The sequence below is a fragment of the Streptomyces sp. NBC_00028 genome, from assembly GCF_045041065.1.
Taxonomy (GTDB): Bacteria; Actinomycetota; Actinomycetes; order Streptomycetales; family Streptomycetaceae; genus Streptomyces.
Window position 1 is genome coordinate 8,876,863 of record NZ_CP108293.1, and the last position, 15,716, is coordinate 8,892,578.

A 15,716-nucleotide genomic window follows, 5' to 3' on the forward strand; every position below is an offset into this window, starting at 1 on the left:
TTTCGGCACCGAACGAAGGGAGTGTGCGCCTCGGCGCAGCCCGGGTACAGACCCTGACGAACTCTTGTCGCAACCTTGACGCAAACGGCTCTCACCTGCGACAAGGCATGCTCAACTGTCGTACGCCGCCTGCACGTAGACCGTTCTCGGCGCCTGGTACTCCACCACCATGACGACCGTGCCCCGCTCGATGCGGTCGCTGCCCGTGGCCGGATAGGCGAGGAAGTGTTCGGCGCCGCCGCGCACCCGGACGATCACCTCGCCGACGAGCCCGGGCCCGACCGTTCCGGTGACCCGCCCCATGAGCCCGACCATCGACGCATCGTCCATGGTCACAGGGTACGGGCCCAACGCGGTTACGCCGCCGGGGAGTCGACGGCGGCCCTCGGCGGCGGCCACGCCTCGTGCCAGCGCAGCTCCGCCTCCAGCTGCGCCGCGAGGGAGATCAGAAGCGGCTCGCTGTAGGCCGGACCGAGCAACTGCGCCCCGACCGGCAGGCCACCGTCCACGAATCCCGCGGGGACGTTGACACCGGGCCAGCCCAGCACGTTCCACGGCCAGGCGTAGGGGCAGGCGGCGATCATCGCCCGGTCCGTGGCGAAGCCGCTGAGCTGGAGCATCGCGCCGATGCGGGGCGGGGGCGCGGCGGTGGTGGGCGCGAGGACGACGTCGTACGAGGTGAAGAAGGCGCCGATACGGCGGTGCAGGACCGCCTCCGCGCGCCGCGCCGCCCGCAGTGGGGCCCCGCCGAGCAGCCGGCCCAGGCGGGCGGCGTCGCGGGTGCGCCGGTCGAGCAGCGCGGGGAAGGGCGCCTCGCCGACCCGCTCGGCGAGACCGACGGTGGCACGCGGGACGAAGGTCAGGCCGATCCGGCCGTACGGCGGGTCGGCCTCCTCGACCGTGTGCCCCAACCCGGCGAGCCGCTCGGCGAGTTGGACGACCTTCGCCCGTACCGCGGGTTGCAGTCGGGCGGGCAGTGCGGTGAACGGCGGTTTCAGGGCGAGGGCGATGCGCAGACGGCCGGGGTCGCGGCGGGCGGCCCCGGAGGCGTCCATGGACGGCGGGCGATGCGGGTCCAGGGCGTGGTTTCCGCTCGCCGCGTCGAGCAGAAGGGCGGCGTCGGCGACGGTGCGGGCCAGGGTGCCGTTGACGGTGATGCCCTGGAAGGACTCGCCGCGCGGCCAGGTGGAGATGCGGCCGCGCTGCGGTTTGATGCCGATGAGATGGGTCCAGGAGGCCGGGATGCGCACCGATCCGGCGCCGTCCGAGCCGAGCGCGGCCGGTACGAGCCCCGCGGCGACGGCGGCGGCCGAACCGCCCGAGGACCCGCCCGACGTGTGGTCCGCGCTCCACGGATTGCGGGTGGCCCCGAAGGCGGGTCCCTCGGTGAAGGGCCACTGCCCGAACTCACAGGTGTTGGTCTTGCCGACGACTATGGCTCCGGCGGCCCGCAGCCGTCGTACGGCCTCACCGTCCTCGGTGACGGGCGGGAACTCCCCTTGGCAGCCGAACGCGGTGGGCTCGCCCGCCACGTCCATGTCGTCCTTCACGGCCACCGGGACCCCGAGCAGCGGCCTGCGCACCCCGGCCGCGAGTTCCTTGTCGGCGGCGTCGGCCTCGGCGAGCGCGGCCTCGGCCCGCACGATCCGGAAGGCGTTGAGCGAGCCCTGGTCGGCCTCGATCCGGGCGAGGGTCTGTTCGACGAGCGCCCGCGAGGTGATCGCCCCGTCCGCGAGCGCACGTGCGGTCTCGACCAGGCCTGCGGAACGGTCGTGCGTCATAGAGGACACCTCCGGAGACGTTGCCTACCGAACGGTAACGTCGGAAAGCGCTTCGCCGGAACGCCCGTGCCGGGTGCGTCGGTTGAACGGGTGCCACAGCCGTCTCGCCGTGCTCATGAGGTCGTGCGCAAACCATTGACGCACCCGGATCCCACCCCTACCTTCTGATCGACTTTCCGAACCTTGTTCGGTATGCCGGACGTCTGAGCCGCGTCCTGTCCGAGAGAGAGCCGCCCGTGACCACACAGCCCCCCATGCCGTCACGTCGTACCCTGCTGCGCGTCATGGCGGCCCTGCCCGCCTCGGCCGTCCTGATGGGCGAACTGCCCGGCGCGGCCTACGCCGCCGCCCCGGCCGGCGGCTCCGCCACCCGCTACACGATCGTGCCGTTCCTCAACAGCAACGACGGCACGGTGAACGTCTACCAGTCGGACGACGCCCTCGACTTCCGCCTGGTGCAGGCCTCCGCGTACACGCCGCCCAGCAACCGGATCCGCGACGCCAGCGTCTTCAAGCACACCGACGGCTACTACTACATCACCTACACCACGCACACCTGGCAGGACGTCAGCACCACCATCGGCTTCGCCCGCAGCTCCGACCGGGTCAACTGGACCTTCCTGTACGACTACACGGTCCCGATCGCCAACCTGTCCCGGGCGTGGGCGCCGGAGTGGTTCGTCGACAGTGACGGCAGTGTCAACGTCATCGTGTCCTGCTCGCTCACCAGCGACGAGTGGATCTTCACGCCCTATCGCCTCAAGGCGACCAACTCCGCGCTCACCGCGTGGAGTTCACCGGTGGCGCTGTCCGGGATCGGCTCCAACCACATCGACACCTTCATCGTGAAGATCGGCTCGACCTACCACGCCTTCACCAAGAACGAGACGACCAAGTACATCGAGTACGCCACCGCGACCTCCCTGAACGGCCCCTACACGATCTCCAGGACGGGCGACTGGGCCGGCTGGGGCAGCTACCGCGAGGGCCCCGCGCTGGTCCAACTCGACAACGGCGCCTGGCGCCTGTTCTTCGACGGCTACGGCGACGGCAACTACTACTACAGCGACAGCTACGACACCTTCGCCACCTGGTCCGCCCCGACGGCCCTGCCCGCGATCTCCGGTACGGCGCGGCACTTCACGGTCATCAAGGAGACCGTCTCGGGCGGGCCCACGCTGGCGAAGAACGTCACCCGCTCCTTCCAGTCGGCCAACTACACCACCCGCTACTGGCAGACCCAGTCCTCGCTGCTCAACCTGCCGGTGGTGACCAGCTCCAGCACCTCCGCGGAGAAGACGGCCTCCACCTTCACCGTCGTCGCGGGCCTGGCCGACTCCAACGGCTACTCGTTCCGTGACTCCTCCGGCAACTACCTGCGCCACTGGGACTTCCGGGGCCGCTTCGACGCCAACGACGGCACCTCGACCTTCGCCAAGGACGCCACGTTCATCGCCCGCACGGGCTCGACGACCGGCTCGATCCGCTTCGAGTCGTACAACTACCCGGGCTACTACCTGCGCCACTACAACTACCAGCTGCGCGTGGAGCGTTCGGACGGCACGGCGCTGTTCCGGCAGGACAGCTCGTTCACCCCGGTGACGGCCTGGGCCTGATCACCGAGGGCCGGGGCGCAGCACGATCTTGCCGTGGGTGTGCCCCAACTCCAGTTCGCGGTACGCGTCCCGCACCTGCTCCAACGGGTAGGTGCGGGCGACCGTCACCTCCAGCTCCCCACGGGCGGCGAGCCGGGCCAGTTCACCGAGGACGACCGCGCAGGCCGCCGAGCCCTCGCCGTAGGTGCGCGCGCCGACCCGGCCCGCCGCCTGCCAGTCGCGGATCGTGTTGATCCGCCCGGGCCGTACGCCCAACTCCACGGCCAGGTCCACATAGCCGTCGCCGAACGTGTCGATGAACGCGTCGACCCGACCGCCGGCCGCCTCCCGGACCCGGTCGGCCACGCCCTCCCCGTACGCCACCGGGACGATCCCGCGCTCCTTCAGCCAGGCGTGGTTGCGCTCGCTCGCCAGCCCGATCACCGAGGCGCCCCGACGCCGCGCCAACTGCACGGCCAGCGACCCGACACCGCCCGCCGCGCCGGACACCACGACCGTGTCCCCGGGGACGGGGTCCACGGCAAACACGGTGGCGTACGCCGTCGTACCGGCCACGTACAGCGACCCGGCCACCTCCCAGGGCAGGTCCCGCGGCCGGGAGACCAGGTTCACGTCGTCGACCACCACGAACTCCGCGTGGCTCGCCCGGTGGTGGGTGAAGCCCAGTACCTCGTCGCCCACCGCGAACCCGCGTGCCTCGGGGCCGAGTTCCACCACCACGCCGGCCAGATCGCTGCCCTGCCCGGAGGGGAAGACGGCCGGCCAGCGGCCGTGCCGGGCGCCCCTGCGAATCATCACCTCGCCGGGCTGGATCCCGGCCGCGCGCACCTCGACGAGGACCTGGCCGGGGCCGGGTGACGGACGCGGCACGTCTTCGACGCGCAGCACGTCGATCTCGCCGTACTCGTGGAAACGTACCGCCTGCATCGCTTGATCACCGCGCCTCGGAGCCGGGACAGGACCTCGCCTTCAACGGTTCGAGGACCGAGGTCTGTTCCCGGACGTGTTGGGTGATACGAGCATCGCCGTCCGCCTTCTTCGTGCCATCTGCCAGTACGGACGCCGGACGGGACGGGGGCAGACTCGCTGCCGCGTACAGACGAAGCGCGACGGAACGGGGAGACACATGAGCGTGCAGCAGTACGACGCGATCGGTGAGGCGTTCGAGGGGTTCAAGGCCCTGCCGATGATCCGGTTCGGTGAAGTGCCCAGCTTTCTGGGGCTGGTCGGGGATGTGCGGGGCAAGTCGGTGCTGGACCTGGCCTGCGGAACCGGCTTCTACAGCCGGGAGTTCAAGCGGCGCGGCGCCACCGATGTCCTCGGGGTCGACATCTCGGGCGAGATGATCGCCGTGGCGCGGGACATCGAGCGTGCCGAACCGCTCGGCGTGCGCTACGAGGTAGGGGACGTGGCCCAACTGCGGCCCCTCGGCGGGCGCTTCGACATCGCCCTCGGTGTGCAGTGCCTCAACTACGCTGAGGACATCGCGGAGTTGGAGCGGATGTGCCGCAACGTCCACCGCGGCCTGGTGCCGGGCGGTGAGTTCTTCGTGCTCTGCCAGCGGCCCGACTACCGGTTCGACTGCGCGTCCCTCGACACGTACGGCTTCCGCTGCGAGCCCACCGGCGAGGAGGCGGAGGCCGGTCCGCGATGCCGGGTCACCGCCCTCCTCGAACCACAGCCGATCAGCATCCTCGGCACGGTTCCGCGCCGCGAGGTCTACGAGGCCTCGCTGCGGGCCGCCGGGTTCGGTGAGCTGGAGTGGGTGCCGCTGAGCGTGTCCGAGGCGGGCGTCCGCGAGTTCGGCGAGGAGTTCTGGGCCGACCTGCTCGCGCACCCGCCGCTGGTGATGCTGCGCTGCCGGGCCTGAACGCACCTGCGGCGAGCAGGGCAGGCTCAGGTGAGAACCACCTCGGCCGTGGCGTGCCGGGGTTCGCGGTGGGTGGCGACGCGCAGCGCGGCGTGAGCGTCGCCGAAGGTGCCGAAACGGCTCGGCGTCTTTGCCGTCCCCGAGGAGTACGGCGGCGCCCCCGTCTCCACCCCCGCCTACGTGCTGATCACCGAGGAACTGGCCCGCGGCTGGATGAGCCTGGCCGGCGCGATGGGCGGACACACGGTCGTCGCCAAGCTGCTCCTGCACTTCGGCACGGACGAGCAGAGGCGGCGCTGTCTGCCCGGCATGGCCACCGGCGAGATCCGCGCGACGATGGCGCTCACCGAGCCCGGCGGCGGCTCCGACCTCCGCTGATGATCGTCGGCGACGGCACCAGCGCGATCCAACGGAACGTCATCGTGAGCCAGTTGGTGAAGCGTGGGGGACTCGACGCCTAAGGCGCGTCCGGCGGGACCGCGGCCTGGATCTCCACCCGGTGGCGCAGATACGCGTCGGGATGGCCGCGGGCTATGCGCACCGCCTCCGCCACCAGGTCGTGGAGCGCGGCGGGTTGACCGTGCGGACCGAGCGCGAGGCCCGGCAGGATGCATCGGCGTACGTCGAGGTCCTCGTTGGCGACGAACTCCCTCAGCGCGGCCTCCTGCCACTCGGCCCCGAGGTCGGCGACGGCGTCGACCGCGGCCTGGCTCTCGGGCGTCAGGACGCGGTTCTCCCAGTCCAGGAACCGCACGGACACGCCCGTCCAGTACCAGGCGCGGGCCGCTCCCGCTCGCTCCGGATCGCTGCCGGTGCGCAGATATCCGATCAGCGCGCTCTTCACCCGGCGGCGCCCGTAGATGCGCACGGCGGGCTCGATGAACTGCCGGTTGAAGCTGGGGTCGGGGTCGTGCACCCCGGCGCGGACCAGGTGCTCGAAGAGACCCTCGGGACGTACGTCCGTGTCACGCAGGGTGTCCCGGACGATCGTTCGAGCCCGGTGCGCCCACTCCCGGTCCGAATCGGCCGGGGCGGGGGGCTCGCCGCCGAGCAGCTCCACGAGAGCCGCCAAGTGCCCGTGGAACACGGCATGGCGGTGGCTCGGCCGGTCGGGAAGCGGCAGATACGTGCGGGGTGTCTCGTCGCCCACTGGTGGTCATCCCCCTGGCTCGTGGTCGTAGCGGTGTGCGGACAACAATGCCCGGACGGCCGGGTGCGGCGGCACCCGGCCACCGGTCGTCAGGCCTTGCCGCCCGTGCAGGCCGCTCCCGGCTCGGGTGTCTGCCTGCCCTGCACGTACTTCTCCAGGAACTCGCCCACCCGCGGATCGGACCCCTTCGTCACGTTCAGCTGGTGGCCCCATGCGGAGAGCGTGATCGGCGAGGACTGGTCGGGGTACGGGCTCATCAGGGTGTACGGGGTCTTGGCGACCTTGCCGGACAGGGACTTGACGTCGGTGTCCGCGGCCTTGTCGTTGTACGTGATCCAGACCGCGCCGTGTTCCAGGGCGTGCACGGCGTTCTCGTTCTGTATCGGCTCGGAGTAGACGTCGCCGTTGCAGTTCTGCCAGACGGGGGCGTGGTCGCCGCCGACGGGCGGCGTCATCGGGTAGCCAACCGAGGTGTCGACGTGGGTCTGGCTCAGCTTCGCCCATGTCTTCTCGCCGGAGACCGGCGCGGCCTGGGCCTCCTCCTTGGCGTCGGCGGCGTCGAGCAGGTACCAGCAGCCCCCGATCAGACCGGCGAGGATCGCGGTGGAGACGGCGAGGGTGATGATCCGGTTGCGGCGTTCACGGGCCTGCTCGGCGCGGCGCTGTTCCTCGACGCGGGCGCGCCGTGCCTCGGCCTTGGAGGCGTTGGTGTTCCTGTTCTTCTTCGTACTGGTTCTGGTGTTCTTGGAGTTGGCGGAAGCCATGGTGAAGTCCCTTGTGGGCAGCGGAGATCGACGGATGCCGGTGGATCGGGGGAACGGCGTCCGGTCTAGGTCCGCAGCACTTGCAGGGCATGGAGGTCGGGGGCCCGGGGTTCCGCGGTGAAGGGCGTGCGGGTGGTGGCGGCCACCGCCGGCCGGGTGTCCACGCGGGTGGGCGCGGCGAGCGGCTGGGGATGCGGGCCCGGTCCGGTGCTGGGCTTGCCCGCGACGGCCTTTCCACCGCACCGGTCGTGGCCGGACGAGACGCAGACGTGCTCGCGCTCCTGCTGATCCGGCACGTCATGGAAGGCCGCGGCCACGGTGGTGTGCGTCGGCGGCAGTTGCAGCCCGCGGGCGCACAGACAGGCCACGCCGAGCAGCGTGGCCAGGGCCACCACCAGGCCCAGCACCACGGCTCCGGTCCGCCGCCCCGTACGCATTGTCGATTCCCCGCCCTTCGAGGACTCAGGGTAGGCGAGGGTGTGGCGGGGGAGGCGGGCGGGGGAAGATCTCTCGTCAAGACCGGGGAAGATCTCTCGCAAGACCGGCGAGGATCTCTCGTCAAGGTCGGGAGAGGATCTCTTGTCCCGACGAGCATGAGGAGACGGCGTGACGATCCCCGCGGAGTGGGGCGGGCTGGCCGCGGGGCTGCTGATCGCGACGGTCACCGCGCCGGTGGGAGTGTCCGGCGCGGTCTTCCTGCTGCCGGTGCAGCTGAGCGTGTTCGGCGTGCCGAGCCCCGCCGTCACGCCGACGAACCTGCTGTTCAACGTGGTGGCCGGGCCGGGGGCGCTGGCGCGCTTCCACCGGGACGGGAGACTGTGGGGTCCGCTGACGCCGCTGCTGGTGGCGGGCACGCTGCCGGGCGTGGTGATCGGCGCGGTCGTACGGGTCTTCGCCGTGCCCGGGCCGACCGTGTTCCGTCTCCTGGTGGCGCTGTTGCTGCTGCCGCTCGGCCTCTGGCTGATCGCGAGGACCCTGCGACCGGCCGCACGGCCCGCACCGGGGGGCGCCGCGGCGCATCCGCCGTCCCCGCGCACTCTCACGGGCCTGGCCCTGCTGGTCGGCATCGTCGGCGGTGTCTACGGCATCGGAGGCGGCTCCCTGCTCGGCCCGCTCCTGGTGGGCCGCGGTCTGCCGATCGCCCAGGTCGCGCCGGCCGCCCTGGCGTCCACCTTCGTCACCTCGCTGGCCGGTGCCGGTACCTTCGCCCTGCTGTCCCTCACGGGCTCCGAGGACGTCGCCCCCGACTGGTCCCTCGGCCTGGCCTGCGGCATCGGCGGACTCATCGGCGGCTACCTGGGCGCCCGACTCCAGCCCCGCGTTCCGGAAACCGCACTCCGCGTCCTGCTCGGCGTACTCGCCACCGCCCTCGGCGCGGCCTACGGCGCCGCGGCCCTGACCTGAGCCGATCGTTACGGCAACAGCGAACCGGTCGGGTCAGTCGGGGCCGCTCCAGTCGAAGGGGAAGTGCTTGCTCGACTTGCCGGAGCGCTCCCAGGAGAAGCCGAACGCGTTCGCCTCGTCGACGGTGGCCCGCCCCCAGGTGGCGACCTGACCCGGCCCCACCTCGGCACCCGGCGCGTTGTGGACCTGGACGCGCCCGCCGTCGGGAGTCGTCGGCCCGGTGAGCGCCTCGGCCACCGCCCTGACCCGGCCGGGCACCTCGGCCCGCCAGCCCGCGAGATCCTCGTCGATCTCCACATGGATCGGAGCGATGTCCATCCCGCGCATCTCGGGGTGGAACATCTCCCCGAACCGCGCCGGCCAGCCGCCCGCCTCACCGCCGAACACGGCACCGAGCGCGGCCCGCTGCTGGTCGTCGGCCCGTTCGTCGAGGAAGACCGCGGCGTACGGGGCGCTGTGCTCGCCGGCCCAGACATCGCCCGTGAAGGAGGCGAGCATCAGCACGTTGAGGTCGTCGAGCCGTACGTCGCCGTAGGTGCCCTCCCGGATGTGCCAGGCCAGGACGCCTTCGCAGTCGCCGTAGGTCGGAGGCTGGGCGAACGTGCACGGGCAGGGGATGGCGCACTTGCACACATCGAACCAGTCGCCGGTCAGATGCCAGCGCGTCCGGGTGGTGGTGGCCTGCTCAGTCATCTCGCTTCCCTCCTGCCGAGCCCCAGGGAGCTCTCTCGGAGTGGCGAGACCGCGGTGCCGAGCCCGGCCCCGGGATCGGGAGCGGTCTCCCTTCCAGCTTGCACCTCCTGTCCCGGTGGGGGAACCCCGGTCACGCGGGCCGGGTCACATGTCGTCCATCGACGGCATGGAACCCTGCAATCCCGGCAGCAGCCAGTCCTGGAAGGGCGCGAGCACGGCCAGGACGAGGAACGCCACGCCGACGACGCGGCCCAGCAGCACACCTCGGGGTGACAGTTTCTCCAGGAAGATCACCACGGCCAGCCCGGCCATCGCCGCCACGTTCATCACGCCCAGCGGAACGAGGACGACCATCAGCCCGGCGCAGCAGCCGACGCAGTAGGCCCCGTGGTGCAGACCCACCCGCAGGTCGCGCAGCGGCCCGCGGAAGCCGGAGTAGTGCACGAGATGGCCGAGCGGGTCGCGGCAGTGCCGCAGGCAGACGTACTTCAGCGGGCCCAGCTGGTAGAGGCCCGCGAGCAGGAAGGCCACCGAGCCGATCCAGCGGCCGGCGGTGGGGTGGTCGTCGACGAGGCCGCCGGTGAGGGCCAGGGCCGCGTAGGCGAGGAGTCCGAACGCCGTCCAGACCAGCAGATACCCGGCGACGAACGCGGCGGTACGGCCGGTGCGGGCCCAGCCGGAGGACTGCCGGCCGATCCCCCGGACCCAGGTGATCGCCACCGGCGCCATGGACGGCAGCATCATGGCCGCCATCATCGTGACCCACAGCAGCAGGAACAGCGGCAGCGCCATCCCCATCGTGCCGGGCTCGACGCCCATGTCCCGGGCCTGGCCGACGGTCAGCACCCAGGCGGGCACCGCGATCAGCACCACGAGGAACCAGGCGGCCGCGAGATCCCGCGCCGGCAGCAGCCCGCCACCCGCTCCGGTCGGGGCGACCACCGGGGCGGATGCGGCGACGGAACTCCGGCTACGACGCATCGGCGTGCTCTCCTGCGACTGCCTCCAGCACAGCACAGGACACCCCGCGAGGCGACCCGGTCGGGACAGCGGCCTGTGCGTACAGTGCGGCGCACGCTATATTCAAAAATGCGAGTAGGTGTGTAGTTGTCTGACTCAGTGGCGGACGGGGCGATCATGGTGGACAGCGGATACGCGCGGTACGTCGCCCTCGGCGACAGCCAGACCGAGGGGCTCGGCGACGGTGACGACGTACAGGGGCTGAGGGGGTGGGCCGACCGGCTCGCCGAGCAGCTCGTCCGTGCGTCACCGGACCTGCGCTACGCCAACCTCGCCGTCCGCGGGCGCCTCGCGGGACAGGTGCGGGCCGAACAGCTGGCGCCCGCCCTGGCGTTGAAGCCCGACCTCGCCACGGTGGTCGCGGGGGTCAACGACCTGCTGCGGCCCCGCTTCGACGCCGACGAGGTGGCCGCACACCTGGAGGCGATGTTCGCCGCGCTCACCGCACAGGGCGCCCGCGTGGCCACGCTGACCTTCCCCGACGTCTCCCGGATCACCCCGCTGGCCCGCCCTCTCGGCGCCCGCGTCGCCGCCCTCAACGCCCGCATCCGCGAGGCGGGGGCCCGGCACGGCGTGCTGGTCGCCGAGACCGCCGACCACCCGGTCGTGACCGACCCCCGCCTGTGGAGCCCCGACCGGCTGCACGCCGGTCCCCTCGGCCACGCCCGGATCGCCGCCGCCGTCGCCCAGGCGCTCGCCCTGCCGGGCAGCGACGACAGCTGGACCCGGCCGCTGCCCCTCGACCCGCGCGCGGCCTCGGGGCTGCGGGCCCTCGGCGGTGAACTGCGCTGGGCCGGTTCCTTCCTGGGGCCGTGGCTGGTACGGCGGGTGCGGGGCCGCTCGTCCGGCGACGGACGGCAGGCCAAGCGCCCGGAACTGCTCCCGGTCCTCGCCCTGGACGGATCAAACCGGCTGTTAGGTTGAGTGCATGGCTCTGCGCAACGCGGTGATGGCGGCCCTTCTGGAGGGCGAGGCCTCCGGATACGACCTCGCCAAGGGCTTCGAGGCATCCGTGGCCAACTTCTGGATGGCCACACCGCAGCAGCTCTACCGCGAGCTGGAGCGCATGGAGAGCGAGGGGCTCGTCTCCGCGCGCGTGGTCCAGCAGGAGCGCCGCCCCAACAAACGGCTCTTCTCGCTGACCGACGCCGGGCTCGACGTCCTGCGGTCCTACGTCGCCCATGCGCCCGCCAAGCCGACGGCCATCCGCGACGAGCTCATGGTCAAGGTCCAGTGCCTCGACATCGCCGACCGCGACGACATCCACGCCGTACGGGAAGCGGTCGCCGAGCGCAGGGAACGCTCCGCGACGAAGCTGGCCCGCTACGAGCGCATGCGGGAACGCATGCTGGCCGGGCGGACCGAGGACGAGTACTTCGCCGGCGCCGACCGCATCGGCCCCTACCTCACCCTCCTCGGCGGCATGGCCTTCGAGCGCGGGAACCTGCGGTGGGCCGAGACCGTCCTGGAGCGCCTCGCACAGCGGACCGCCACCCGCGGCTGAACCCCACTCGCGACGCCCGGACAGGCCCTAGCTGAGCGTCAAGCCCTTCGCGCAGAAGTTCCAGATCTCGTCGGCCGTGATCGGGTGGGCGCCCGCCTGGCCGCTGGACTGCGCGTTGAACATGACGGTCTGCATGGTCACGGCCGCTACCCGGCGCGGCTCGAAGTCGGGACGCAGCAGACCCGCCTCCTTCAACTCCGTCATCAGGTCGGTGAGCAGGGCGAGCAGCGGGGCGTTCGCGACCCGCAGCTCCGCGGGGTGTGAGAGCAGCAGGCGAAGGGCGAAGTCCGGGAACAGCGGGCGCTGGGCGGCGGGGTCCGGACGGGAGGTGTCGAACAGGGTCTGCACGGCGGTCTTCAGCCGCTCCAGCGGCGTCGACTTCTCGGCCGCGGCGATCCGCAGTTGGTCGGCACACTTGCTCATGGCGTCCTCGAACAGGGCGAGGAGCAGTTCGTGCTTGCCGTCGAAGTGCTGGTAGAAGCTGCGCAGCGACTGCCCGGAGCGGTCGACGACCTCCTGCACGGTGAAGTCGGTCGTGCCCTTCTCCCTCATGATCGCCTGCGCCGCGTCGAGGAACCGCTCCACCCGCTGCTCGGCCCGGCGCTTCGCCGCCTGGGTGGAACGTTCGACCGCGCGCTGTTTCCAGGCCGGCTCTTCGGCGGGGGTGCTCACGGCCTGACCTGCCCTCTGTGTCGTGCGGAAGAACTTCATCGCAGCGTAGCGAAAACGGCCCTCCCTCAGACCACCCCGTCGGCGCGCAGCGCCTTGATGTCGTCGCCGGTACGGCCCAGCTGCCGGAGAATCGCGTCCGTGTGCTCACCGACGGCCGGTACGGGGCCCATGCGCGCGGGCAGCCCCGCGAGGTCGGCCGGCGGGAGCAGGGCCTGGACGGTGGCCCCTGGCACGCCCACCTCTCGCCAACGGCCTCGGGCCGTCAGCACCGGATGGTCGAGGAACGCGGCCACGTCGTTGACCCCGGCGCACGCGATCCCGATGTCCTCCAGGTCCTTGAGGATCTCCTCGGCGCCGGAGCGCGCGCAGCGCTCGGCGACGATCGCGTTGATCTCGTCGCGGTGGGCGACCCGATCGGAACCGGTGGCGAAGCGCGGGTCGTCGGTCAGGCCGGGGTTCCCGAGGAACTCCGCGCACAGGACGGCCCATTCGCGCTCGTTCTGGATGGAGAACAGCACGTCCCTGCCGTCGGCGGCCGTGAAGGCGCCGTACGGGGCGATGGTGGCGTGCTGGGTGCCCAGGCGCGGGGGCTGGGCACCGCCGTAGCGCGTGTAGTTGGCCGGCTGGCCCATCCACTCGGCCAGGGCCTCGAAGAGCGAGACCTCCACCGCGTGCGCCGTCCCGGTGGTGGCGCGGGTGTAGAGGGCGGTGAGGACGCCGGTGTAGGCGTACATCCCGGCGGCGATGTCGGCGACGGAGATACCGACCCGCGCCGACTCCTCGGGCGTTCCGGTCAGCGACACCAGCCCGGTCTGGCACTGCACCAGCAGGTCGTACGACTTGCGGTCCGCCCAGGGGCCGTCGGTGCCGTATCCGGAGATCGTGCACGGGATCAGCCGCGGATACCGCTCGGTGAGCGCGTCCGTGCCGAGGCCGAGCCGGTCGGTCGCTCCGGGAGCGAGGTTTTGTACGAAGACGTCGGCGTTGTCGAGGAGTTGACGCAGGATCTCCAGTCCCCGGGGGGCCTTGAGGTCCAGGGTGAGGGATTCCTTGGAGCGGTTCAGCCAGACGAAATAACTGGAGTGGCCGTGCACCGTCGTGTCGTACCGGCGCGCGAAGTCGCCGTCGCCCGGGCGCTCCACCTTGATGACCCTGGCCCCGAGGTCGGCCAGCTGCCGGGTCGCGTAGGGAGCGGCCACGGCCTGCTCCAGGCTGACGACCGTGACCCCGTCGAGGGGAAGCTTCGGAACGCTCATGAGGCCCATGTGTACGGCCATGTTTCCGCCGCTGACAACCCGGACCCGCTGAGGCACGCACCACACACCGGCCGTGGCGGATCCGGAGGAAGGACGCGCAGTCCCGTGCGCGTCCCCTCTCTTCTCACGTGCTCAGGACTGGCGGCTCGGATGGCAGAGCACCATGACCGCGCGGGCGACGAGTTCTCCGGCCCCGCCCAGTTCCTGGCGGTAGCGGTCCGTGATCTCCTTGACGGTCTCGACGAACTCGGGGTCCATGGCGCGGGCGCGCGCGGGAAGGGGGAGCTGCTGGACCATGGCACGGCGGCGGGCCAGCAAGGCGATGATCTCCTCGTCCAGCCGCTCTATGCCTGCCAGTGACAGGGCCGCCGACAGGTCGGCGGTGGAGTGGGTCGTCACAGTGGTTCTCCGTTCTCCCGCGGTGGCGCGACGAACCTCGTCGGTGGCGCGACGAACCTCATCGCAATTCGTCCTTCAACACCTTGCCCGGGGCGGTCAGCGGCAACTCCTCCCGGGACTCCCCGGTTCGGGGCACCGCGGGGCAGTGACCGCCGGGGAGAACCCGGGAGAAGCCTGGAGAACGGGGGCGGTCGCTACTGCCGTCCGGTGTTCGCGACGTACGCCGACCCGATCGCGCGCTGAAGCCCCTGGGGGAGGGCTCAGTTGAGGGTGTCGGGATCCGGACCCGTCCGCAGGCCCCGGTCCAGCCCGGCGATCGCCGTCAGCTCCTCGTCGGTGAGGGCGAAGTCGAAGACGTCCGCGTTCTCCCGGATGCGGGCCGGGGTGACGGACTTGGGGATCACGACGTTGCCGAGCTGGAGGTGCCAGCGCAGCACCACCTGCGCGGGCGACTTGCCGTAGCGCCCGGCGATCGAGGTCAGCACCGGTTCGCTCAGCACCGCACCCTGCGCAAGCGGGCTCCACGCCTCGGTGGCGATGCCCGACTCGGCGTGCAGGTCGCGCAGTTCACGCTGCTGGAGACCGGGGTGCAGTTCGATCTGGTTGACGGCCGGTACGAGCGAGCTGTCGTCCAGCAGCCGGCGCAGATGGGCGGGCTGGAAGTTGGAGACGCCGGCGGCGCGGACGCGTCCCTCGTCGGCCAGCTTCTCGATGGCCCGCCAGGACTCGCGGTACAGGTCACGGGCCGGGGTCGGCCAGTGGATCAGATAGAGATCGACGAAGTCGAGACCGAGCTTGGCGAGGCTGGCGTCGAAGGCCTTGAGGGTGGCGTCGTAGCCCTGGTCGGCGTTCCACAGCTTGGTGGTGACGAACAGTTCGTCGCGGGCGATGCCGGACGCGGCGAGCGCCTGGCCGACGCCCTTCTCGTTGCCGTAGATCGCCGCCGTGTCGATGCTGCGGTAGCCGGCCTCCAGGGCCGAGGTGACGGCCGCGGCCGTCTCGGGGTCGGGGACCTGGAAGACACCGAAGCCGAGCTGCGGGATCTCGATGCCGTTGTTGAGGGTGACGGTGGGGATGGGCGTACTCATGCAGACGACTGTAGTTGCAGGCGCGGGTTAATTGCAAACGCGGGTATGGGTCTGCGGAAATGATGTGGCCAGGGCTCCTGACCGCTGGATATCGTCTCGAGGCCGCCACCCACCCGATCCGACCGAAAGTCATCGATCCCATGACCAGCCCCCGCCTCACGACGACTCTCTGGCGCCCGACCGGCCCCGAGGAGCTGGACCTGGTGCGCGAGCTGAACTGGCGCGCCTGGCCGCCACGGCTGTCCGAGCAGCCGATCTTCTACCCCGTCCTGAACGAGGACTACGCGGTGAAGATCGCCCGGGACTGGAACGTCAGGCACAGCGGCGTCGGGTACGTGACCCGCTTCGAGGTCGACTCGGAGTTCCTGCGCCGCTACCCCGTCCAGCAGGCGGGCGGGCGGACGATCCTGGAGCTGTGGGTACCGGCGGAGGAGCTCGACGAGTTCAACGCCCACATCGTGGGCGAGATCGAGGTCGTCCACGAGTTCCGCTGACCGTC

18 protein-coding genes and 1 pseudogene are annotated in these 15,716 nt (G+C 71.3%); 7 read left to right on the plus strand and 12 right to left on the minus strand.

Annotated features, from left to right (window positions below):
* Window positions 1-111: 111 nt before the first annotated feature.
* A complete protein-coding gene (locus OG885_RS40175) occupies window positions 112-330 on the minus strand; it encodes a hypothetical protein (RefSeq protein ID WP_258314481.1) in 219 nt (72 codons plus the stop codon).
* Between the two features lie 26 nt (window positions 331-356).
* Complete coding sequence (locus OG885_RS40180) at window positions 357-1,781, minus strand: amidase (RefSeq protein WP_405740803.1); 1,425 nt, start codon at window positions 1,779-1,781, stop codon at window positions 357-359.
* Between the two features lie 254 nt (window positions 1,782-2,035).
* Here OG885_RS40180 and OG885_RS40185 point away from each other — a divergent pair, with 254 nt between their 5' ends.
* Entirely contained in the window at window positions 2,036-3,397 is a 1,362-nt protein-coding gene (locus OG885_RS40185) for a glycoside hydrolase family 43 protein (RefSeq protein WP_405740806.1), read from the plus strand.
* Here OG885_RS40185 and OG885_RS40190 read toward each other — a convergent pair whose 3' ends face one another.
* Entirely contained in the window at window positions 3,398-4,324 is a 927-nt protein-coding gene (locus OG885_RS40190; RefSeq protein WP_405740809.1) for an NADP-dependent oxidoreductase, read from the minus strand. It abuts the gene before it with no gap.
* Window positions 4,325-4,523: 199 nt separating this feature from the next.
* On the opposite strand from OG885_RS40190, the gene OG885_RS40195 reads away from it, so the two are divergent.
* Together OG885_RS40195 and OG885_RS40200 are read left to right on the plus strand one after the other, a co-directional pair.
* Window positions 4,524-5,267 (plus strand): class I SAM-dependent methyltransferase, encoded by a 744-nt coding sequence (locus tag OG885_RS40195; protein ID WP_405740812.1) that lies wholly within the window; start codon window positions 4,524-4,526, stop codon window positions 5,265-5,267.
* A 114-nt stretch (window positions 5,268-5,381) separates the two neighbouring features.
* Window positions 5,382-5,642: pseudogene (locus OG885_RS40200) on the plus strand (acyl-CoA dehydrogenase family protein); the annotation flags it as partial.
* A gap of 82 nt (window positions 5,643-5,724) precedes the next feature.
* Here the strand turns inward: OG885_RS40200 and OG885_RS40205 are convergent.
* The 3 genes from OG885_RS40205 to OG885_RS40215 all read right to left on the minus strand — a co-directional run bounded on the left by OG885_RS40205 (window position 5,725) and on the right by OG885_RS40215 (window position 7,618).
* Window positions 5,725-6,417 carry a hypothetical protein gene (locus OG885_RS40205; RefSeq protein WP_405740814.1) on the minus strand — a complete coding sequence of 231 codons (693 nt, stop codon included), beginning with the start codon at window positions 6,415-6,417 and terminating at the stop codon, window positions 5,725-5,727.
* Window positions 6,418-6,506: 89 nt separating this feature from the next.
* Entirely contained in the window at window positions 6,507-7,181 is a 675-nt protein-coding gene (locus tag OG885_RS40210) for a DUF3105 domain-containing protein (protein ID WP_405740816.1), read from the minus strand.
* 65 nt (window positions 7,182-7,246) lie between these two features.
* Window positions 7,247-7,618: a hypothetical protein gene (locus tag OG885_RS40215; RefSeq protein ID WP_405740819.1), complete on the minus strand. Its 372-nt coding sequence runs from the start codon at window positions 7,616-7,618 to the stop codon at window positions 7,247-7,249.
* Between the two features lie 169 nt (window positions 7,619-7,787).
* Between OG885_RS40215 and OG885_RS40220 the strand changes: the two genes are divergently transcribed.
* The gene (locus OG885_RS40220; protein WP_405740822.1) at window positions 7,788-8,585 is read left to right on the plus strand and encodes a TSUP family transporter; all 798 of its coding nucleotides are present in this window, start codon (window positions 7,788-7,790) and stop codon (window positions 8,583-8,585) included.
* A 33-nt stretch (window positions 8,586-8,618) separates the two neighbouring features.
* Here OG885_RS40220 and OG885_RS40225 read toward each other — a convergent pair whose 3' ends face one another.
* The gene (locus tag OG885_RS40225; protein WP_405740825.1) at window positions 8,619-9,278 is read right to left on the minus strand and encodes a DUF1326 domain-containing protein; all 660 of its coding nucleotides are present in this window, start codon (window positions 9,276-9,278) and stop codon (window positions 8,619-8,621) included.
* Window positions 9,279-9,422: 144 nt separating this feature from the next.
* Entirely contained in the window at window positions 9,423-10,259 is an 837-nt protein-coding gene (locus OG885_RS40230; RefSeq protein WP_405740827.1) for a DUF2182 domain-containing protein, read from the minus strand.
* A 156-nt stretch (window positions 10,260-10,415) separates the two neighbouring features.
* On the opposite strand from OG885_RS40230, the gene OG885_RS40235 reads away from it, so the two are divergent.
* Together OG885_RS40235 and OG885_RS40240 are read left to right on the plus strand one after the other, a co-directional pair.
* Complete coding sequence (locus tag OG885_RS40235) at window positions 10,416-11,222, plus strand: SGNH/GDSL hydrolase family protein (protein WP_405743103.1); 807 nt, start codon at window positions 10,416-10,418, stop codon at window positions 11,220-11,222.
* Between the two features lie 4 nt (window positions 11,223-11,226).
* The gene (locus OG885_RS40240; protein WP_329342283.1) at window positions 11,227-11,802 is read left to right on the plus strand and encodes a PadR family transcriptional regulator; all 576 of its coding nucleotides are present in this window, start codon (window positions 11,227-11,229) and stop codon (window positions 11,800-11,802) included.
* 27 nt (window positions 11,803-11,829) lie between these two features.
* Here the strand turns inward: OG885_RS40240 and OG885_RS40245 are convergent, their stop codons facing one another.
* The 4 genes from OG885_RS40245 to OG885_RS40260 form a co-directional block, all read right to left on the minus strand.
* Entirely contained in the window at window positions 11,830-12,474 is a 645-nt protein-coding gene (locus OG885_RS40245) for a TetR/AcrR family transcriptional regulator (protein ID WP_405740831.1), read from the minus strand.
* A 65-nt stretch (window positions 12,475-12,539) separates the two neighbouring features.
* Window positions 12,540-13,730, minus strand: a complete 1,191-nt coding sequence (locus tag OG885_RS40250) for a CaiB/BaiF CoA transferase family protein (protein WP_405740834.1) — start codon at window positions 13,728-13,730, stop codon at window positions 12,540-12,542.
* A 132-nt stretch (window positions 13,731-13,862) separates the two neighbouring features.
* Entirely contained in the window at window positions 13,863-14,129 is a 267-nt protein-coding gene (locus OG885_RS40255) for a hypothetical protein (protein ID WP_405740837.1), read from the minus strand.
* Between the two features lie 260 nt (window positions 14,130-14,389).
* The gene (locus OG885_RS40260; protein WP_405740839.1) at window positions 14,390-15,217 is read right to left on the minus strand and encodes an aldo/keto reductase; all 828 of its coding nucleotides are present in this window, start codon (window positions 15,215-15,217) and stop codon (window positions 14,390-14,392) included.
* A gap of 140 nt (window positions 15,218-15,357) precedes the next feature.
* On the opposite strand from OG885_RS40260, the gene OG885_RS40265 reads away from it, so the two are divergent.
* The gene (locus tag OG885_RS40265) at window positions 15,358-15,711 is read left to right on the plus strand and encodes a hypothetical protein (RefSeq protein WP_405740842.1); all 354 of its coding nucleotides are present in this window, start codon (window positions 15,358-15,360) and stop codon (window positions 15,709-15,711) included.
* Window positions 15,712-15,716: the final 5 nt, after the last annotated feature.

Coding starts and splice junctions, on each gene's coding strand:
- OG885_RS40175 (WP_258314481.1), bottom strand. CDS start 330: ATGGACGATGCGTCGATGGTCGGGCTCATGGGGCGGGTCACCGGAACG.
- OG885_RS40180 (WP_405740803.1), bottom strand. CDS start 1,781: ATGACGCACGACCGTTCCGCAGGCCTGGTCGAGACCGCACGTGCGCTC.
- OG885_RS40185 (WP_405740806.1), top strand. CDS start 2,036: ATGCCGTCACGTCGTACCCTGCTGCGCGTCATGGCGGCCCTGCCCGCC.
- OG885_RS40190 (WP_405740809.1), bottom strand. CDS start 4,324: ATGCAGGCGGTACGTTTCCACGAGTACGGCGAGATCGACGTGCTGCGC.
- OG885_RS40195 (WP_405740812.1), top strand. CDS start 4,524: ATGAGCGTGCAGCAGTACGACGCGATCGGTGAGGCGTTCGAGGGGTTC.
- OG885_RS40210 (WP_405740816.1), bottom strand. CDS start 7,181: ATGGCTTCCGCCAACTCCAAGAACACCAGAACCAGTACGAAGAAGAAC.
- OG885_RS40215 (WP_405740819.1), bottom strand. CDS start 7,618: ATGCGTACGGGGCGGCGGACCGGAGCCGTGGTGCTGGGCCTGGTGGTG.
- OG885_RS40225 (WP_405740825.1), bottom strand. CDS start 9,278: ATGACTGAGCAGGCCACCACCACCCGGACGCGCTGGCATCTGACCGGC.
- OG885_RS40230 (WP_405740827.1), bottom strand. CDS start 10,259: ATGCGTCGTAGCCGGAGTTCCGTCGCCGCATCCGCCCCGGTGGTCGCC.
- OG885_RS40235 (WP_405743103.1), top strand. CDS start 10,416: ATGGTGGACAGCGGATACGCGCGGTACGTCGCCCTCGGCGACAGCCAG.
- OG885_RS40240 (WP_329342283.1), top strand. CDS start 11,227: ATGGCTCTGCGCAACGCGGTGATGGCGGCCCTTCTGGAGGGCGAGGCC.
- OG885_RS40250 (WP_405740834.1), bottom strand. CDS start 13,730: ATGAGCGTTCCGAAGCTTCCCCTCGACGGGGTCACGGTCGTCAGCCTG.
- OG885_RS40260 (WP_405740839.1), bottom strand. CDS start 15,217: ATGAGTACGCCCATCCCCACCGTCACCCTCAACAACGGCATCGAGATC.
- OG885_RS40265 (WP_405740842.1), top strand. CDS start 15,358: ATGACCAGCCCCCGCCTCACGACGACTCTCTGGCGCCCGACCGGCCCC.